Source organism: Proteus columbae (genome assembly GCF_009914335.1).
In the GTDB taxonomy this organism is placed as follows: Bacteria; Pseudomonadota; Gammaproteobacteria; order Enterobacterales; family Enterobacteriaceae; genus Proteus.
In genome coordinates this window covers 1,325,007-1,346,381 of the sequence record NZ_CP043925.1, presented here as the reverse complement: position 1 = coordinate 1,346,381, position 21,375 = coordinate 1,325,007, and the positions used below count along the sequence as shown (strand labels likewise).

Here is a 21,375-nt window from a genome sequence, read left to right as displayed (position 1 = left end):
CAATTTAATAAAAAATAACCAACTAGGGGCAATATAAACGAGTTAGGGGCAGAAGAAAAGCCCCTAACTCATTATTAAATGTATTTAGATATGATTAATTATAGATTTGATAAGTGCAGGGCCTTGATAAATGAATCCTGAATAGACTTGAATTAGAGAAGCACCAGCATCCATTTTTTCTCTAGCTGCCGTTAGTGAATCAATTCCACCTACACCAATAATAGGTAATGCACCTTTTAATTCTTCATTTAATTGACGGATTATTTGTGTACTTTTTGATTGTACCGGACGACCACTTAATCCACCCGCTTCATTACAATGATTTAATCCACTCACTAATGATTTATCTAATGTGGTATTTGTCGCAATAACACCATCAATATGATGACGCACTAAGCTATCTGCAACTTGAATTAATTCTTCATGTGTTAAATCAGGCGCAATTTTAACTGCAACAGGAACATATTTTTGATATTTTCCTTGCAACTCTAATTGTTTATTTTTAATTGCTGATAGCAGATCGTCTAATGCTTCACCATATTGTAATGTACGCAAACCTGGGGTATTTGGTGATGAGATATTAATTGCGATATAACCAGCATGAGCATAGACTTTTTCCATACAAATCAGATAGTCATCTTTACCTTGCTCTACTGGGGTATCTTTATTTTTACCGATATTAATGCCCAGTACACCGCCATAACGGGATTGTTTTACATTTTCAATTAGGTTATCAACACCGAGATTATTAAATCCCATACGGTTAATTAAGCCTTCGGCTTCCACTAAGCGGAATAAACGAGGTTTATCATTTCCCACTTGAGGACGTGGTGTCACCGTACCAACTTCAATAAAACCAAATCCCATTGCACCCAATGCATCTATACAATCACCGTTTTTATCAAGACCAGCGGCAAGACCAAGTGGATTTTTAAATGAGAGTCCCATACAGGAAACAGGTTTAGAAGGAAGTGACTGCTGAATAAGAAATTGAAATGGGGAATGAGATAAACGTTTTAACTGACGGAAGGTAAAATCATGGGCACGTTCAGGATCTAGCCGAAACAATGCCTTCCTTACTAAGGAATAATACATACGATCTCCATTGAGAATATCGGGTATTAGGAATGATATGTCTACGACAATTTAAGCGTCGAGCATCATATAGATAAAAGCACGAAAAGTAAACGCTTCAATTTCACAATTCGCCATAAAAAATCCCCAGACTATGCTGGGGATCTGATTATCTTGCTGATTTTATACTATTTATTCACTCATAAAGTGATATAAGACGTGATATTAATCAGCTAATGCTTTGGTGATTTTCTCATATAAATCGCCAGACAAATTCTCAAGCGCTTTCAGTTTTAATAACTCAGCACGCATTTTATCTTGGCGAGTTGCATCATAACGTTTTAAACGAATAAACGGCTCAATAAGGCGTGAAGCAACTTGTGGATTGCGACTATTTAAGTCAGTCAGAATTTCTGTCAATAATAAATAACCAGAGCCATCTTCAACGTGGAATGCCACAGGGTTATTATTCACAAATGCACCAATTAGCGCCCGAGTACGATTAGGGTTTGCAAGTGTAAATGAGCGATGAGATAACAGACTACGTACTTTCTGTAACACTTCTTTTTCTGGGCTCATGGCTTGTAAACTAAACCATTTGTCCATCACTAAACCATCTTGATGCCATTTGTCATCGAACTCTTGTAGCAATGCATCTTTACAAGGTAACTGTGCCATCACTGCTGCATTCAATGCGGCAAGTGCATCCGTCATATTGTCACTGTTGTGATATTGCGCGTCGACAAGTTGATTACCTGTTTGCTCATTTTCAACTGCTAAATAAGCTAGACACACATTACGTAAATCACGTTTTGCAATATCATCATGATTAACACGATAAGCACCGATATGCATTGAATGATAAACAGCAGAGAACTCATCTGCCATTTCAGTTGCTAGTGTTTTACGAATAAAACCAAGCGCTTTATGGATAGCAACTGGGTCAATAATACTAAATGATTCACCCGCTTCGACATCTGTTGGTAATGTCAGAATAAGTGCAGCTAATGCAGGATCGATATCTTTATCAAGTAATACTGCACGGAAAGCATCAACCACCATTTCAGGCAGAATGCAGATTTCACCCTTTTGAACTCGAGCTACGTTTTCTTTTATATAGCGACCTAATAATGCTTGAGCAGCATCCCAACGTGAAAATGCATTACGTGCATATTTCATTAAGAAAGAGAGTTGCTCATCCGTAAATGGATAATCAAGTTTTACAGGCGCAGAGAACTCACGTAATAAAGATGGGATTGGTTGTTCTGGCACATCGTCAAAGACAAACTGCTGCTCTTCACGTACCACATTCAATACATTAGAAATAGTTTGACCTTGTGAACGCAGTGGGATCACATCGCCTTTGGTATTATATAATTCAATATCTAATGGAATATGTAATGGCTGCTTTTCAGTTTGATCGGCTGTCGGTGGCGTCATTTGACTAACAGTTAAAGTGTATTGCTTTTTATTAGCATTATAACTATCACGAACTGTCAGTTGTGGTGTACCTGATTGGCTATACCAACGACGGAATAAAGTAAGATCAACATTAGAAGCATCTTCCATTGCTTGAATAAAATCGTCGCAAGTTGCAGCACTGCCATCGTGACGATGAATATACATCTGCATGCCAGCTTGGAATTGCTCTTCGCCTAATAAGGTGTGGATCATTCGGATCACTTCTGAACCTTTTTCATATACTGTTAAAGTATAGAAGTTGTTCATTTCGATCACACTATCAGGACGAATTGGGTGTGCCATTGGGCTTGCATCTTCTGCAAACTGAGCGGTACGCATCACTCGTACATTATTGATACGATTAACAGAGCGAGAGCCTAAGTCAGAGCTAAATTCTTGATCACGGAAAACGGTTAAACCTTCTTTCAGGCTTAACTGGAACCAATCACGGCAAGTAATACGGTTACCTGTCCAATTATGGAAATATTCATGACCAATAACAGACTCAATACCTAAGTAATCTTTGTCAGTTGCCGTTTCACTTTTCGCTAGCACATATTTAGAGTTAAAGACATTCAGCCCTTTATTCTCCATTGCCCCCATATTAAAGAAATCAACAGCAACTATCATATAGATGTCGAGATCATATTCTAAATTAAAGCGAGTTTGATCCCATGCCATCGCATTTTTCAATGATGTCATTGCCCAATCTGCACGATCTAAATTACCTTTATCAACAAAAAGCTCTAAAGCAACTTCACGACCGCTTTTGGTGATAAAAGTATCTCGTAACACATCAAAATCACCCGCTACCACAGCAAATAAATAACTTGGTTTTGGATGTGGATCTTCCCATGTTACCCAATGACGACCATCATCCAGTTCACCTTGCGCAATACGGTTACCATTGGACAACAAATAAGGATACTGTTTTTTGTCTGCCGTGATTGTTGTGGTGTAACGAGCTAATACATCAGGTCTATCTAAATAGTAAGTAATATGGCGGAAGCCTTCAGCTTCACACTGTGTACATAATGCATCACCAGAAACATACAACCCTTCCAATGCGGTATTAGCTGATGGGTTAATCTCATTAACAATTTTTAATGTAAACTGTTCGGGCAGTTGTTCAATGATGAGTTTGCCGTTTTCTTCTTTATAGTGTGTCCAAGCAACATCATTCACTGCGATTGATTTTAATGTTAAATCTTCACCATCTAACACTAATGCTGTCGCATCTGAGTTTAGGCGTTTACATTGGCTTATCGCTGTAACCTGGGTGTTTTCTTTGTCTAAGATAAAATCAAGATGTAAATCGGTGATTGTGTAGTCAGGGGCACGATAATCTTTGCGAAATTTCGCGATTCTTTGTTGTGTCATAGAAAAAACCTTTTAGTTAACACGACTATTTAACGGTTATATTGCCAAAGCTTACTCGTCAAAAATCTGTTTAGCCAGTCGAATATTCAATTGAAACCATTAAAAGTTAACGGAATGTTAATAGTTTATTAATACATGTAATCAATTTATTTGGTAAATGATGCTAATATACTCCCAAATTATGTTTAACGTGGTAAACTCATCTAAGTTTTACAGCTTGTTTTTATGTCGCAGAGAAATATTGTTGAATAGTGACGCTTTGTCGTCATATTCGGGTATACTCTCCAACCTTAACGATTTAGCAGACATAAAAACGCTCCGTGAGGATGCTTGACGCGCTATGATTTTAGACGCTACACCGATTATTACATCACTGTTGGATACCGATGCATATAAGCTCCACATGCAACAAGCGGTTTACCACCATTATAGTGATATTCCTGTCGTTGCTGAGTTCCGCTGTCGGAGTGATGAACGTCTAGGTGAATATGCAACAACCTTACGCCATCAAGTTAATATGATGGCAGACTTGTCATTAACGAATGAAGAATTTGACTATCTTCAGAGCCTCCCCTTTTTCAAAAATGACTATCTGCAATGGTTTAAGCATTTTCGCTTTAAACCAGAACAAGTCCAAATTTCAACAATACCTGAAAACCAACTGTCGATAAGAATAACGGGGCCTTGGCGCGAAGTTATTCTATGGGAAGTTCCTTTGTTAGCTTTAGTGAGTGAAATTGTACATCGTGCTCGTTCTCCTCAAATCACGCCTGATGATGCAGTTAATCAACTACGTAAATTAATTGACATCTTCTACCGTGATGCGGCTGAACAACAGATTGACTTAGCTGATTTTAAATTAATGGATTTTGGTACTCGCCGCCGTTTCTCTTATGATGTGCAGTGTGCCATTGTGGATGAGCTGAAAAATCATTTCCCTTATCTTATTGGTACAAGTAACTATCATTTAGCTGAGCGTATGCATTTGGCTCCTGTGGGAACACAAGCTCACGAGTGGTTTCAAGCTCATCAGCAGATTAGCCCTGAACTGGCAAATAGCCAACGTGCAGCCTTGCAATCTTGGTTAGATGAATATCCAGATCAATTAGGTATTGCATTAACAGATTGCATTACAATGGATGCGTTTTTGCGTGATTTTGATAAAGCCTTTGCAGAGAGCTACCAAGGTTTACGTCATGACTCAGGCGATCCGATTGAATGGGGTGAAAAAGCGATCGCGCATTATGAAAAATTGGGCATTGATCCCATGAGTAAAGTATTAGTCTTTTCTGATAGTCTCGATTTTCAAAAAGCACTCGTACTTTATAAGCATTTCCATAAGCGTATTCGTCTAATCTTTGGTATTGGTACTCGACTCACTTGTAACATTCCTGAAATAACGCCTCTTAATATTGTGATTAAGCTGGTGGAGTGTAATGGTAAGCCAGTGGCTAAATTATCAGATAGCCCAGGTAAAACAATTTGTGACGATAATGACTTTGTTGACAAGCTACGAAAAGCCTTTGACGTTCCTCTTGTTAAACAGGCCTGTTAATTAGCTAAAAATCTTCATTAATAAAAGAAAGGGTAATAATTGCCCTTTCTTTTGTCATAACACCTGCCTTTATCAATATTTCACCTATTTTATCAATTTATTTTATACAAAAGCTTTTCTCTTCTTTATTGACTCTTTAAACTAAAATTTCCTACTTGTTTCCTGCGCTATTGCAAGTAACATAGAAAAACTGTCCGACAGGGGCAGAGTGAATTAACCAAACAATTATTTTAATTAAACGAAGAGAGATTTATTTATGATCGTTGCGCCTGTAGTCGACGTACTGCAAGGCCGTATCGCGGTTGGCGAAGACGTCACCGTTCGCGGTTGGGTACGTACAAGAAGAGATTCAAAAGCTGGTATCTCATTCCTTACCGTCTATGACGGTTCCTGCTTTAATCCAGTACAGGCCATCATTAATAATAATTTACCGAATTATCAAGATGAAGTGCTGCACTTAACCACAGGCTGTTCTGTGGAAGTCACCGGTAAAATTGTTGAATCTCCGGGCCAGGGACAGAACTTTGAAATTCAAGCCACTCATGTTGTTGTGGTAGGAATGGTCGATGATCCGGAAACTTATCCGATGGCCGCCAAACGTCATAGTATTGAGTACCTACGTGAAGTTGCTCACCTTCGTCCTCGTACTAACTTAATTGGTGCAGTTGCTCGTGTTCGTCACACATTAGCACAAGCACTACATCGTTTCTTCGATGAACAAGGCTTCTTCTGGGTTTCTACGCCACTGATTACGGCGGCAGATACAGAAGGTGCAGGTGAAATGTTCCGTGTCTCTACATTAGATATGAACAACCTGCCACGCACAGATAAAGGCGAAGTCGATTTCAGTGAAGACTTTTTTGGCCGTGAAGCGTTTTTAACTGTTTCTGGTCAGTTAAATGGTGAAACTTACGCCTCTGCATTAAGCAAAGTGTACACCTTCGGCCCAACATTCCGTGCTGAAAACTCAAATACCAGTCGTCACCTCGCTGAATTCTGGATGGTAGAGCCTGAAGTGGCATTTGCTGATCTTAACGATATCGCAGCTCTTGCTGAAAAAATGCTGAAATACACCTTTGCCGCTGTATTAGCAGAGCGTAAAGATGATATGGAGTTCTTTGCACAACGTGTCGATAAAGACGCTATCACACGCTTAGAGAACTTTATCACCTCTGACTTTGCTCAAATTGATTATACCGATGCAGTTACTGTGCTTGAAAACTGTGGTGAGAAATTTGAAAACCCAGTTTATTGGGGTGTTGACCTCTCTTCTGAGCATGAACGTTATCTTGCAGAGAAACACTTTAAAGCACCTGTTGTGGTGAAAAACTATCCGAAAGACATCAAAGCATTCTATATGCGTATGAATGAAGACGGTAAAACAGTTGCAGCAATGGATGTATTAGCACCAGGAATTGGTGAAATCATCGGTGGTTCTCAACGTGAAGAGCGTTTAGATATGTTTGATAAACGTTTAGACGAAATGGGAATGAGCAAAGAAGACTACTGGTGGTATCGCGACCTGCGTCGTTATGGCACCGTACCTCACTCAGGATTTGGTTTAGGCTTTGAACGTTTAGTTGCTTATGTGACGGGTGTCGCAAACGTTCGTGAAGTTATTCCATTCCCTCGTACACCAAGAAATGCTGATTTCTAATTTAGTGATTAATTAGTATTCAGCTAAAAATTTGCACTGCTGTTTTATTGCACAAGTTTAACTTAAGTGAAGAAGCCAACCACAAGGTTGGCTTTTTTTATGCATGGCTGTTATTTGATTCAAAAGTTCCCCGAAATACACACTTTGAAATACATAGTTACAATTTGTTACACTTTTTTCGTTTTTGTAGCAAATTGGGGGTAGATAAAATTTTTTACCAATGGAACACTGTCACCCGACACAGACGACACTTAACTCTCATAAATAGTTCCATAAAAATTAAGAAACTATTTCTGGCAGTGGCAAAGGTGTCTGAATAACACCAATGAGGGTAATAATAATGATGAAGCGCAATCTTCTTGCAGTGGTAATCCCAGCTTTAATGTTTGCTGGTGCAGCAAACGCAGCTGAAATGTATAACAAAGACGGCAACAAAGTAGACATCTACGGTAAAGTTGACGTTCGTCATTACTTCGCTAACTCTGATAGAGATCGTGGCAATGAAAGCGGTGATGCTTCTCGTGCTCGTATCGGTTTCAAAGGCGAAACTCAAATCAATAAAGATTTAGTTGGTTTCGGTCGTTTCGAATACGAAATCCGTACTAACAAAGCTGAAGGCGACACTGATTCTCGTGCTCGTTTCGCTTACGCTGGTTTTAAATTTGCTGACTTCGGTTCATTAGATTACGGTCGTAACTACGGTGTAATTTACGACACCAACGCATGGACAGACGTTCTGCCTTTATGGGGCGGCGACTCAATGTCACAAACTGACAATTTCATGACTGGCCGTACCACTGGCGTTCTGACTTACCGTAACACTGATATGTTCGGTTACGTTGATGGTCTGAGCTTTGCTCTGCAATATCAAGGTAAAAACAACTCAGAAACTAACAATGACCGTACTGACATCAAAAAACAAAATGGTGACGGTTTCGGTTTCTCTACAGCTTATGAGTTAGGCTGGGGCGTTACACTGGGTGGTGGCTATTCTAACGCTGCTCGTACTGCAGAACAAAAATTAAGCACTGCTAAAGGCGAACGTGCAGAAGCATGGAACTTTGGTGGTAAATTCGCAGCTAACAACGTTTACTTAGCAGCTATGTACGGTGAAACTCGTAACATGACTGGTTTCAAAGGAAACATTGCTAACAAAACTCAAAACGTTGAGTTAACTGCACAATATGATTTCGCTGACTTAGGTCTGAAACCATCTTTAGGTTATGTTCAATCTAAAGGTAAAGACTTACAAGTTAATGGCGTAAATGACGAAGATTTAGTTAAATATATCTCTGTAGGTTCTTTCTACAAATTTAACAAAAACATGACTGCAGTTGTTGATTACAAAATCAACCTGATCAAATCTGATAACAAACTGGGCATCAACGACGATAACGTAGTTGGTTTAGGTCTGACTTATCAGTTCTAATTACCGCTTATAGGTAATTAAACAATCAAGTTAATTGATTTGAAAAGCAACACTTCGGTGTTGCTTTTTTATTTGTACAATTTAACCATCACAACACGCCATTTATTTATTCACTTAAAAATATCCCCCCTTTTCTTTATTTTTCAAATTATCCAAAAGTTTATCCCACTAAACAATTATGTCTTTTTAGTGATTATTTTTACATGTTAATGTAATCACAGGATATTCACTTATTTACATCTTGATTTGCTATTTATTCTCACTTAGTTCACAACTTCTTGTTAATTTCTCTACAAACAGTTGGCAAAAAGCCTTCATAGCGTTACTCTTGATACTCATATTTCGGCTTCGTTTTGAGCTTAGGGAACAATTACACTATGTTTGAGAAAATCATTGCTGCACCAGCCGATCCTATTCTGGGTTTAGCTGATAGTTTCCGTTCTGATCCTCGTGAAAACAAAATTAATTTAGGAATTGGTGTTTACAAGGATGAGACAGGTAAAACACCTGTTTTAACCACTGTTAAGAAAGCAGAAAAATACCTGTTAGAAAACGAAACCACTAAAAACTACCTTCCTATTAGCGGTATCCCTGAATTTGGCAATGTTACCCAAGCGCTTCTGTTTGGTGAACAACATCCTATTATCTCTGAAAAGCGCGCACGCACAGCACAAGCACCGGGTGGTACTGGCGCTTTACGTATCGCCGCTGATTTTATTGCTCAACAAACCACAGCAAAACGTGTCTGGATAAGTAATCCAACGTGGCCTAACCATAATAATATTTTCAAAACAGCAGGTCTTGAGATCTGTAATTATGATTATTATGATGCAGAAAATCGTGGATTAGATTTTGAAGGCATGCTGGCAAGCCTTGCTAATGCACAGGCTGGCGATGTAGTGTTATTCCACGGATGCTGTCATAACCCAAGCGGTATTGATCCAACAGAAGAACAATGGCGCCAACTCGCAGCATTATCAGCAGAAAAAGGCTGGCTACCTGTCTTTGACTTTGCATACCAAGGTTTTGCGCGTGGTCTTGAAGAAGATGCCCAAGGCTTACGCCTCTTTACAGAAAAAAATCCTGAGCTTATTGTCGCAAGTTCATACTCTAAAAATTTCGGCCTTTATAATGAGCGTGTAGGCGCATGTACTATTGTCACAAAAGACAGTGAGACTGCGGAAAAAGCCTTTAGCCAAGCAAAAGCCATTATTCGTGCTAACTACTCTAACCCACCAGCGCATGGCGCTTCAGTGGTAACGACTATTCTTTCTAACCCAGAGTTAAAAGAAGAGTGGATTGAAGAACTCACAACCATGCGCGAACGTATTCAGCGTATGCGTCAATTGTTAGTGACTACACTACAAGAAAAAGGCGCTAAACAAGACTTTAGCTTTATTATCGACCAAAATGGTATGTTCTCATTTAGTGGTTTAAATAAAGAGCAAGTTGAGCGTTTACGTGCTGAATATGGTATTTATATCGTGGGTTCAGGTCGTATTAACGTTGCAGGTTTAACCCTTGAGAATATGGTTCCACTGTGCGAAGCCATTGTTGCTGTACTCTAATTGCCTTCTAAAGGGTAATTAAGATAAATGCCATGTTATTAAATAACATGGCATTTTTATTGATATAAAAGAAAAATAAACCACACTTTTTTATTCATAAAAAAAGCCCTTTATAATAAAGAGCTTTGCGTTAATTAATGGATATTATAGTATTACCAGATTGGCATTTCATCTTGTAAAAAAGGATTATATCGGCGTTCATGCCCTAAATTAGACATAGGACCATGTCCCGGAATAAACAGATAATCATCGCCTAAAGGTAATACTTTATTTTTGATTGAAGCAATAAGATCGGCATGGTTTCCACGAGGGAAATCAGTACGACCAATGCTTTCTTTGAATAACACATCTCCCATAGAGATGAGTTTATTCTGATGATTAACAAAAATAACATGTCCTGGAGTATGACCAGGGCAATGTAAGACAGATAACGAAATTGTTTTACCTATCGTGACGGTATCACCTTCATTTAACCAACTATCTGGTGTAAATGATTTTCCGCAAGGAAAATTAAACATACGGCACTGTTGTTCTAATTCTTCTAATAAGAAATTATCATCTTTATGAGGACCGTAAACAGGGACATTGAAGTGCTCAACAATTTGTGAGGTGCCTGCAATATGATCAAAGTGTCCGTGTGTTAATAATACTTTGGTCAATGTTAATTGGCGTTCTTCTATTTCTGCAATTAACGTTTCAACATCACCACCGGGATCAACAATTGCTGCTTCCTTCGTTTCATCACACCAAATAAGGGTGCAATTTTGCATATAGTTTGTCACAGGTACAATGTGATACATCATGAATCACTCCACTCTTTATTATCTAATTCTCAATAGATTACCATGAGCGGACAGGTCCTGTATCAATATGCACAAAATTACTTCTTGGATAATAGCCTACACCACCTGCTTTCATTCTTAATGCAACTTGACGCACTTTAGAAAGATCAGTGCCGACTAAACGAAAATCCATTGCTTGTCCACGCGTGTGATAGCTCTTCTTTGCCACTCCGCTACTACTATGACGTAGATTATTATTTGTCACTAAAGAACGATAACCTGAAATAAGCTCAACGGGTTTATTGTTATTAAGCATCACTTGCAATAAGTAGATTTGGTCAAACAGTGCAGGATCAATCGTTTTGATTTTGTTTTGACGGTAATCTCTAAAGAGATGATTTAGTTTAGCAAGCTCATGTTTATTATAACGTTTTCCATCAAAAAACTCGGCTTTAATAGTTTCACCTGTATTTAAATTATTAAAGCGAAGGATTTTTGGACGAGGTGTCGCTAGTGAAGCAAAAGCATGAGAAGGTAATAAACCTAACCCCACTGCGGCCATACCAAGCCCCAGCCATTTACGGCGATGTGAATCAATAATATCCATAGTATATGCACTCAAAAAATTATTTCAGGAAGAAGAACCTTTATTATGACAATATTTTTCTCGAATTGTTTCTTACAGTTTGTATAGTATTGTAAATAACACTTCATTTCAATTTAATGCCATTAGTAATTTTATAAGTTTAGTTATTTATACTAAATTCCATTTTTATCATTCTATTTTTATCATTCTATTTTTAATAGAAATTTTAAAAATATTTTATAATTTATTATATTTTTAATTACCCTATTAATAATCATAAGAGAGTGATTTCATCTTATTGATTTATATAAAAATAAAGGATAGCCAAATTAGCTACCCTTTATTCAATTTATATTTATTTATATTACAAGTATTTCTTAATATTCTCTAAATAAGGTTGTGCATTAGTCGTGACTTTGTCATAACCATAAATATCTGCACGATATTGAGGTGCATTTTCCTGAGCCACCCATGCTGTTTGATAATATAAATAAACCGGAATACGTTCAGGAATTGGCGCATATTGTGTTGAACCACGTTTTAGTGCCGCATCAATTCTATCTTGTTTCCATCCCGCATCGCCCAATAAAATTGAAGCAAGTTCAGAGGCTTTATTAACACGAATACAGCCTGAACTAATTGCCCTCATATTTTTTGAAAACAGTGAATGATTTGGTGTGTCATGCAGATATATCGCATCTGAATTTGGCATATTAAATTTATAACGGCCTAATGAGTTTGTTGGTCCCGGAGCCTGCCAAATTCGGTAAGGGAAGTTATTAGCACTCATATTTTGCCAATCAATATCGTAAGGGTTAATAGGATAAGCATCATTCCCCCACCCTGAATAAATGGTATATCCCTTACGACTAAAGTAACTAGGATCTGCTTTACCTCTAGGTACAATATCTTTACGAGTCATGCTTGTTGGCACATTCCAAGGTGGGTTAACCACAACATTATTTAGTGCACTACTCATAATCGGTGTTTTTCTATCTGGGCGACCGACAATGACTTTTGAGTCGAGAATAAGCTCGTTATTGGCATAAAAATAGAGCGAGAAATCAGGAATATTAACCCAAATTCCAGTATCACCAATGGCTGGCGTCAGGCGAAGACGTTGAATATTTAATGCCATAATGCTAGCGCGCTGTGCTGGTGTTATATTTAACCACACTCGCGTTTGTCGCCCAATAACACCATCGGGCTCTAATCCATGAGCAGTTTGAAATAATTTAACAGCCGCAACTAAAGGCGCATCATAAACGGTTGTCACAATTTCCTGCTCATTCGCTGCCAACTCAGGAATTAATTTTAAATTACGTAAAATCTGTCTCAGCGGTACAACTTCTTGTGATGATTGATTTGGCTTTAATGATGTTGTTCCTTTCATTTCTGGCCAAACAACTGAACTATGTAACTGCTTTCGCACTTCCTCTTTCATTAAGGCGTAATAAGGATGGGACGGTGCATAAGAAATAACAAAGCTACCTAAGGTGTTATTTTGAATATTTTGCTGTAATTCCACGACTGACTTATCAGTTGGTGATGGTAATACTTGCATCACATCACGATACAGTAAAGATATGCCTGATTTATTTACTTGCTCAACGAAACTGATATAGCCTAAAAAAGCATCTGATAAAATAAGGTCGCGTGCTTCTTTTGTTAATTCAGGCGACTCTAGTTGTATTAACCATTGCCCAAATTGAGGTTGGGTTCCCGACATCGCCACTTCAGCAATTTGTTGCTGTAATTGCTGTACTGTTTTTTCATCTTGCCAGATTAATGCTAAATCACTTGCTTGGTAAACTTTCACTAACTGGTTTAAATATAACGGTTTATATCCCGTTGAGCTCCATGATTGTAGTTTTGTTCTTACTGCTAACTCAGTCAATTGTGGAACCTTCATAACCACAATTGCAGGTGCTGGCATAACTTCACTAGTGACAGGAACTAATGTTGCGTTTTCTGTTTCGGGTGTAGATAAAGTCACCGACTCTGTTTCTGTGGCTATTGCATAATGACCAGAAAGGAGTGTACCTATAACAACTGAATATGCGATTGCTCTTTTAATTGGTTGATGCGCCATAAATCCTCTACCCTCATTCCTTATTATTATTTTGGTATCCTAGAATATTAGATGAGCTAGGCAAAGAGTTTTATAGGAATAAACTAATATTTTTAAAGTTTTGTAAGCCCCTGATAGAAATTTGGTTTTATTTAATCAAAAAAAGACCATCTAGCTGCTTTTATCTTCAAATATATAATTTAAATGAAAGATACAATAAAAGAACAAAAAATAGACATATTGAAAATAAGCGTTCAGGAAATAATAAAGAATTGTGAATAGATAAATAAGATTATTTAAATGGAAGGTATTTTAAAATAGAAAAAGGCGCAGTTTCCTACGCCTTACAAATAAAGGTAAACAAAGGGTAAAGATTAATACTCTGAATTGATAACAACTTCTTCACCAAACTGGCCTGCTTTTGGCAGTGGTTGGTAAGAAGAGTTAGCCGCACGCAGAATACGAATACCACGGATATTCAGTTCATCTGCTGCTGCGATATCAGCATCAGCATCACCGTAGTAAATTTTCAGTTTATGATCACGCATCCAGCTTACTTTGTTATTTGCGCCAGGTTGGTCACCAGCAAAAATAACCGGCTGCATTTTATCAGCAGGAATGTTTAAGCCTTCTTGTACATATTTGGTCACAGTCTCAGTTTTAGTTTGAGTACGACCAGTAATGAAATAAACAGTATCCCCACGTTTTAGGTGCATCTGAACAAGATCGATACCGACTTGTTTAGGCATACTGAATTTATCCCACTCATTATTCATTTTGTTCCAGAATTCTGGGTTTTTCAGGTAGCTGAAATCGTTTGGAGAGTATTCTAGTTTACCACGGTAGAAACCAGGGCTTGAGAACAGAACGGTGTCATCAATATCAAAACCAACCGCCATCGGTGCTTGACCTGCAAGGCTTTTTTCAATATCAGCAACAGAAACCCAATGAATTGGTTGTTGTTGTGCAAGTTGTGCAACAGTAACACCTGGGCTAACAACTTCTGGTAGATGTACTTTTGCCATTGCTGCGCCGTTTAAGCTTAACGCTAAAGCAATTGCACTAAAAGCTAACGTGACTTTACGCATTCTTTTTCCTTTAAATTTTTATATTAATCACATACGGGAACAATCATAAACATCATGATTACATTTAAATGAGATATGGCGCACGTTATACCACTTAAGATTTCATTTTTTTGTTAATTTGCTTTCATTTTTTGATCTATGTAACACTTTGAAAAAAGAAGGCGCTATAAGCATAAGCCCGCAGCGCCTTTATTCTTGCCCTTTTGAGGCTAATAATGGGATAAAATTATTCTGTTATTTCAGCAACATTTGATGATCCGATTTTATCTTTCTCAGCCTGTTGACCAAAACCTTTTAAGCCAACAACATGTACATGTTCAGTGCCGTTGAACACTTTACGCACTAATTTATAGGTTGTTCCTTTTTCTGGGCTGATATTTTCTGGTGCCGCAATAATTAACTGCATATCAAGACGGTCGCAAAGCTCAAATAACGTTGCAATAGATTTCGCATCTAAACGCGCAGCTTCATCGAGGAAGAGTAAACGACAAGGAGAGATATCTTTTCCTCTTAAACGTCGCGATTCTTCTTCCCAGCTTTGTACCACCATAACCAGAATTGACATCCCCGTACCAATCGCTTCACCTGTTGATAAAGCACCACTTTCTGCTTTTAACCAACCTTCTGGTCCACGATTAACTTCAACATCCATTTCAAGGTAATTACGGTAATCTAACAGCTCTTCACCCACGGTTTGTGGCATACGTTGACCAATGTCCACTTGAGGGTTTAAACGCTGATAAAGCTTCGCCATTGCTTCAGAGAAAGTAAGGTTTTGGTTTTTAAATAGATCTTGATACTGGTTATCTTCTTCAGATAACACATCCAATAACACTTGATGACTTTCACGTATATTGACGTTGAGTCGGACACCTCGCACCTGACCAAATGAAACTGCTTGTAAACCTTGGTTTAACATACGGATACGATTTTGCTCACGCTGAATAGTTTTACGAATAATATTCGCGACACTTCGTGAACTAATCGCTAATTTTTGCTCACGACTAGTTAACTCTTCAGTTAAGCGAGCAAGTTCGATTTCCATCTGTTCAATTGCATCAACCGGATCATCAGTTTTAATGATGTCTTGACGAATACGTTCCCTTAAATGCTGGTATACCGCAATAAAGAACTGAACTTTACGATCTGGATATTTCGCATCTTCTGAGCGGCGTAACGCATCACGTAAATATTCATTGTCAGCAACCGCTTGGCGTAATGCACCTAACGCTTTATCCGACATTGAACGTAGCTCATCAGCAGAAAGATAAGCAAAGTCTCGTCGATGTAAGCGACGCTCCATACCATTTTCTTTCACTAATCGCATAACCGCGCACCAACCCGCTTTTGCACTCACAACATGCTCACGAATTTGAACGTAATCACGCTCAAGTTTACGAATTTTCTTGGTGAGATTATCTCGCTCTGCTTCACTCAATGCGATATCACGCTCAAGTTGACTAATACGAGTACGGTTTGCACTTACCGCAGAATAGCGCTGGTCACGTAGCTCTTTTGCTCTTGTTTCAGCACCAACATCAATCTGGATACCCGTATCACGCATCTCTTGCTCAAGCTCTCTGAGCAATTCAGATTTAGTGTCAAAAGAGCTTTTTAATGAGGCAAGTACTTGATTAAATTGAGCACATTGAGCTTGTTGCTGACGATAAAGTTCTCTTGCCGTAGCACGTTCTGTTTCTGCCATCTCTAAACGGTGACGTAGCTTCTCGTTAAGATCACTATTTTCACTGACAATCTCAACGGCATCACTATAACTAAAGTGTGGGCGGCGCTGTACCACTTCCACCAGCAAGAAAGCTTGTTGCTGATAACGTTGTTGCTCTGCTTTTGCTTGCTCGTAATCTTGCGCTAATTGTTCATGCGCTTGTGGATCACTTTGCAAGATTGAAGCGATAGGCTCTAATGCTGCTAATGCTTTTTCGTGGCGCTGTAAGTAACGCATTGACTCTTCAGCGACATACAGCTCTTCGCGTAACTCTTCAACACGATCAATCAGAGTTTCATCCATCAAGATATTAACTTGAGGAATAAGTTTATTAAGAAGATTCAGCGATTCTTTAGTACGTGCATAATGTTGACGCTGTTGTTGAGTACTCTCTTCGTATTGCGCTAACGCTCTTTCTAGCTCGTTACGTCGTTGATTAAGCTGGCGAATATTCTCTTCAGGATCAGCCTCAAATGCCACAGAAATATGTTGTCCCACAAACTGACTAAAGGCATGGTGGGCACGTTGGATCTTCTGCACATCAAAAGCTTGTGTTGCGTAAAGCTCTGAAAGTTCATCACGCTGACGCGATAAAATTTCTAATTGATTTTCACGCGCAGCACGACCAAAAAGCGGAATTTCAGGGTAGCGAGAATAACGCCATTGTCTATCAGTACTTTTGATAAGAACCGCTTTATCCATCTCTTGAGCATTAAATACACTATCATCGAAAGATTGTGGGTCACCTTCGATAAAATAGAGATCTTCAGGGCAATCTTCTAATGTTTCTAATTGTTCCTGAATCAACGAGAGATCTTGCACAACAATTGCATGACGTGCAGGGCCATATAATGCAGAGAAATAAGGCGCATCGTCTAACGTAATATCATCATAAATTTCTGATAATAAAACACCATTAAAACGTTCCGCTAATGTAATTAAACGTCCGTCTTCTGCACCACTTGGCTGACTTAAACGTTCAATTTGTGCTTCAATCTGCTGTTTACGAGTTGCAGTTTCATCACGTAATACGGTTGCTTCACGCTCTTTCTCAAGTAACTGTTGCATATATTCTGTTACTTGATGACCCGTTTCAAAAGATTGACGAGTCTGTTCACATAATTGTGTTAACGCATCTTGTGCAGCAAGCCATGCAGGTGCTTGTTTTTTCAGCTTTTCAATTTGTTGTTTAAGTTGATCCAGCTCTTGGCGCATTTGCATGCGGTGTTCGCCAGACTCATTAACATAATCGCTAAGCTCTTCAATTTTGGCTTCTAACTCATCTTGAAGAATTAACAAATCATCAGGCTCCATCGACTTGCCATGATGTTTGTTAAACTCTTCAAGCTGGCGCTCTGCACTATTTCGTTGATGCAAGCGTTGCTCTAATTCTGCCAACTGCATGCGAATAGGATGAACCCTATCCGCTTGATGTCGATGAGAAGACCATTCACGTAATGCTGTTTTTGCCGCATCCCATGCATTTTGACGTTCAACCTCACCTACAATTGAACTTACCAGTTTATAGGCTTGATCAAATTGCGTTTTAGCCGCTTCAGAAACATTGAGTTTCTGTTCCATAGAGAGTAATGAATGCGTAATGGTTTGAATTTTGGCTTGAATACGTTCAGCCCATTGATCAGCATTTTTCTCGTCTAAATCCGCAATATCACACTGTGCTTTAGCGCGCTCTAACGCTTGTACAGCTTGACGATATTGAATAGCACGCGTCTGTTGTACGTCTAATGCTTGTTGATAATCTGCCAACTGGTTTTTCAGTTCATCAACTTCTTCTTCAGCAGACTCCACGCGCGCTTCAAGCTCTTCTTTCTTAGAAGCTGCTTCTTCAACAACTTCACTTTGTTCTTCTAAGCGAAAAGTGATTTCTTCGACATCAGCAACATAGCGGTCAATTTTTTCTTGTTGGCGAACCGCATTTTGCACTAAGTTTAGTCGGTCGCTTGCCGCTTGATAATCGGCTTCAAGATCAGAAGATAACGCTTGTTGCTCTTCTAACTCTTTCCCCATTTCAACAAATCGATACGCTTCGTTATTAATGGATTTACGCTGACTCCATAACTCACGGCGCACAGTTAAAGCTTCATCAAGATGAACGCGTCGTTCATTGGCATGGCGCATATAGTCAGCTGCAACATAAGATGTCGCTTCTGTAATTAAATGCTTAAATAAGTCACGATCAGATTGAGTGACTCGAATAGCTTCAAGTGTCATTCGGTTTTCACGTAATGCGCCTTCCATATCTTGGAACGCTTTTCTTACACCACTATTCTCAGGTAGTAAATAATCACGTAAAGAGCGTGTAATCGCACTTGAAATACCGCCATACAATGAGGCTTCAATTAAACGATAAAATTTGGCACGATCACTTGCTGAACGTAAACGTTTAGGAATAACACCTAAATCAAACATCACCGCGTGGAAATCAGTGATAGAGTTAAATTGTCTAAAAACAACCCCATCAATGGCTTCAACTTTTTCTTTTAATTCATTAAGCGGTAAAACACGGGCTTGGCGATCTGCAACAGCTTGCGTTAAAATTTCTGTTGGGTTTTCTGCCATTGGCAGCCCTTGGATCATAAAGGGTTTGATATCAACTTTCTTATCACGTCCTGCAATTTGCTGTAAACGAACACCGACCACAGCACGTAAGTGACGCGAGTTGATCACATCTAATACGGCATAACACACACCCGGACGCAATTTCCCGTATAACCCTTTATCACGAGATCCACTTGTCGATCCTGCTTCTGTGGTATTACGGAAATGAAGCAAAGTAAGATCAGGGATCATAGCTGTAATAAATGCAGCCATAGTGGTTGATTTACCCGCACCATTACCACCTGATAACGTAGTCACCAACTCATCTAAATCAAAAGTACGAGCAAAGAACCCATTCCAGTTGATAAGTGTTAATGAGCGAAATTTTCCCCGTTCAATCATTTATTTTCTCCCTCCGCATCATCTTCACTGGATTGTAATTGCTCATCTTCATTTTCTTCATCGTCGTTAAGTGTTTCTGAGCTATCTTCAAGCGCCATTGCTTCACCATCACGGATCATGCGCATTTGAGCCTCAAGCGGATTATCACCACTACGCACATCTGCACCAAAACGGAAAACAGATTCTGTGATCGAGAAACGCTGCATATCATTTAATAAGAATGAAATCATGCCTAAACGACGTAAACGATTTAACGAGGTTCTTATTTTTTCTTGTAATTTTTGCAAATCAAGATCAGAACCTGTTGAGCGTTGATTCACTAAACGTAAAAGTTTGGTTTCATCTGCTAATGTTCTTAATTCATCGAACAGCTCTTGAACGGTGAATATTCCCTGATTGGCTAACCGCTCAGGGCTAAGGTAGAGATAACAAAGAATTTTCCCCACCAGCATATCCATTTCAGAGAGGACAGAGCGTGGAATAAGTGTGGTTGAACGAGGTCGCAAATAGAAGAATCCTTCTGGCGCTCGGATTAATTCGACGTTATAACGCGCATAAAAGTCTGATAACTCATCTTGAAAATCCATCAAAAAAGCATGATTATCCAGAGAGTCTATACCGATATGTCGACCTGCACGTAACTGGCTATCCAGTTCAGGAAAAAGTGAGTTCGCTAATGCCTGCGCCAGTTTTGCTGGCATAAATTGTTCAGTATGTATCGATGACATGCGCTTGTACCTTAGCTCCATATTCGTTAATTTCTGACCATTTTGCAGGTAATCCTGCGAGCTCAGCTTTCGCTACACCTAATCGTACTGCTTGATCAATGACAATACGTGCAACATCGAAATGTTTCTGTTGCGGATAACGATTAAGATATTCAACTAACACTGAACTGAGATCTAATGCTCGTTGTTCTAATTTGTAAGAAGCAAGCTCTTGCTCTACCCATTGCGCTATCTGTTCGTTCACTTCACTGAACATTTGATATTCAAGCTCTTCGGGTAACTCACCCGTGACTTCGTCATCACGTAGAGCCAGTTCTTCATCACGCATATCAAACAACCGATCAGCATTAGCGTAAGTTAATGCCCATGGGCTGTCGAAATAGTTTTGTACAGATTGACGTAAGCGACGAGAGAAAATACGGTTTTTATCCATATCAATCGCTGTACGAATAAATTTATGGACATGTCTATCGTATCCAATCCATAAATCAATAGATTGCTGACCCCAACTAATAATGCGGTCTAACTTACTTTGAAGTTCAAATACTAATGTATCTATTTGCTCAACATGGCCCGTATTCATGTTTGCTTCCTGAATACGTAAGAGATTGGCTTGAAGTTTGTCGCCAGCTGCTTCAAGCGTATCTTGTAGCTCTCTTAATGTACCAGATGTTTCAGATAACAGCTGTTCACAGCTTGAAATAGCCGCTTGCCAATCTTGGTTTAATAACGCAGCAATATCTTCTTTTACTGTATTTTGCTGCTCATCCATAATTCGCTGAGATAAATCAATGCTATCGAAAATTTCCGCCACTGAATATTTTAGAGGCGCGAAAACATTACGGTGCCAATGATATTCATCACCACCGTCTTCAGCAGAGCTTGCCGCTGAATCAAGCTCACCCGCCACAATAGAAAGTTGCATAGATAAGCGCAATGATGAAAATTCGCGTTGGCGAATATAGTAATCACTAATTCCAATTCCCAACGGGGTTAAACGGTATATTGCATTACCTTCTACCAATTCACTGGTAAAACGGTTAAAAAGCCGCTGCTTTACCATGTCATTAATGGCATTATTCGCGCGAACTTGTATTGATTCTGCAGGTTGTTCGAAGCCTTTACACACTTCCCTAAAGGCATCAATTAACTCCCCTTCACTGATTTCGCCATCAAGGCGCTCGCTGTTTAATACAGCGACAGCCATCAAAAAAGCTAATCTTTCTGGTGGCAGTGAGATTGAGAAATCATTTTTTCTCGCCCAAGACACTAACTCAGGAACGGTCTGGGTAAAATCACTCATAGTACA

At 39.0% G+C, this 21,375-nt stretch carries 13 protein-coding genes; 4 read left to right on the top strand and 9 right to left on the bottom strand.

All coding sequences use genetic code 11. The features are described from left to right. Window positions 1-84 precede the first annotated feature (84 nt). Both pyrD and pepN read right to left on the bottom strand, forming a co-directional pair. Complete coding sequence (gene pyrD / locus F1325_RS06125) at window positions 85-1,095, bottom strand: quinone-dependent dihydroorotate dehydrogenase (protein ID WP_099074980.1); 1,011 nt, start codon at window positions 1,093-1,095, stop codon at window positions 85-87. Window positions 1,096-1,299: 204 nt separating this feature from the next. Beyond that, a complete protein-coding gene (pepN, locus tag F1325_RS06120; protein ID WP_160230121.1) occupies window positions 1,300-3,915 on the bottom strand; it encodes an aminopeptidase N in 2,616 nt (871 codons plus the stop codon). A 340-nt stretch (window positions 3,916-4,255) separates the two neighbouring features. On the opposite strand from pepN, the gene pncB reads away from it, so the two are divergent. The 4 genes from pncB (at window position 4,256) to F1325_RS06100 (ending at window position 10,124) form a co-directional block, all read left to right on the top strand. Continuing rightward, a complete protein-coding gene (pncB, locus tag F1325_RS06115) occupies window positions 4,256-5,470 on the top strand; it encodes a nicotinate phosphoribosyltransferase (protein ID WP_109373539.1) in 1,215 nt (404 codons plus the stop codon). Window positions 5,471-5,726: 256 nt separating this feature from the next. Then, window positions 5,727-7,127 carry an asparagine--tRNA ligase gene (asnS, locus tag F1325_RS06110; protein ID WP_160230120.1) on the top strand — a complete coding sequence of 467 codons (1,401 nt, stop codon included), beginning with the start codon at window positions 5,727-5,729 and terminating at the stop codon, window positions 7,125-7,127. A gap of 340 nt (window positions 7,128-7,467) precedes the next feature. Then, on the top strand, window positions 7,468-8,556 hold the full coding sequence (locus tag F1325_RS06105; RefSeq protein ID WP_280115821.1) for a porin: 1,089 nt from the start codon (window positions 7,468-7,470) through the stop codon (window positions 8,554-8,556). Window positions 8,557-8,933: 377 nt separating this feature from the next. After that, the gene (locus F1325_RS06100) at window positions 8,934-10,124 is read left to right on the top strand and encodes an amino acid aminotransferase (protein ID WP_109373536.1); all 1,191 of its coding nucleotides are present in this window, start codon (window positions 8,934-8,936) and stop codon (window positions 10,122-10,124) included. Between the two features lie 152 nt (window positions 10,125-10,276). Here the strand turns inward: F1325_RS06100 and F1325_RS06095 are convergent, their stop codons facing one another. The 7 genes from F1325_RS06095 to mukF form a co-directional block, all read right to left on the bottom strand. Continuing rightward, on the bottom strand, window positions 10,277-10,927 hold the full coding sequence (locus F1325_RS06095; RefSeq protein ID WP_109373535.1) for an MBL fold metallo-hydrolase: 651 nt from the start codon (window positions 10,925-10,927) through the stop codon (window positions 10,277-10,279). Between the two features lie 37 nt (window positions 10,928-10,964). Further along, window positions 10,965-11,513, bottom strand: a complete 549-nt coding sequence (locus F1325_RS06090) for a YcbK family protein (RefSeq protein ID WP_099074987.1) — start codon at window positions 11,511-11,513, stop codon at window positions 10,965-10,967. Window positions 11,514-11,856: 343 nt separating this feature from the next. Continuing rightward, window positions 11,857-13,584 (bottom strand): L,D-transpeptidase, encoded by a 1,728-nt coding sequence (gene ldtD, locus F1325_RS06085; RefSeq protein WP_109373534.1) that lies wholly within the window; start codon window positions 13,582-13,584, stop codon window positions 11,857-11,859. A gap of 353 nt (window positions 13,585-13,937) precedes the next feature. Beyond that, window positions 13,938-14,651, bottom strand: coding sequence for an acid phosphatase AphA (gene aphA / locus F1325_RS06080; RefSeq protein ID WP_109373533.1), 714 nt, complete (start codon window positions 14,649-14,651; stop codon window positions 13,938-13,940). A 226-nt stretch (window positions 14,652-14,877) separates the two neighbouring features. Next, on the bottom strand, window positions 14,878-19,338 hold the full coding sequence (gene mukB, locus F1325_RS06075) for a chromosome partition protein MukB (protein WP_109373532.1): 4,461 nt from the start codon (window positions 19,336-19,338) through the stop codon (window positions 14,878-14,880). After that, the gene (gene mukE / locus F1325_RS06070; RefSeq protein ID WP_109373531.1) at window positions 19,335-20,066 is read right to left on the bottom strand and encodes a chromosome partition protein MukE; all 732 of its coding nucleotides are present in this window, start codon (window positions 20,064-20,066) and stop codon (window positions 19,335-19,337) included. The genes mukB and mukE overlap by 4 nt, the downstream gene beginning before the upstream one ends. Further along, window positions 20,047-21,369 (bottom strand): chromosome partition protein MukF, encoded by a 1,323-nt coding sequence (gene mukF, locus F1325_RS06065; protein WP_109373530.1) that lies wholly within the window; start codon window positions 21,367-21,369, stop codon window positions 20,047-20,049. The genes mukE and mukF overlap by 20 nt, the downstream gene beginning before the upstream one ends. Window positions 21,370-21,375 lie beyond the last annotated feature (6 nt).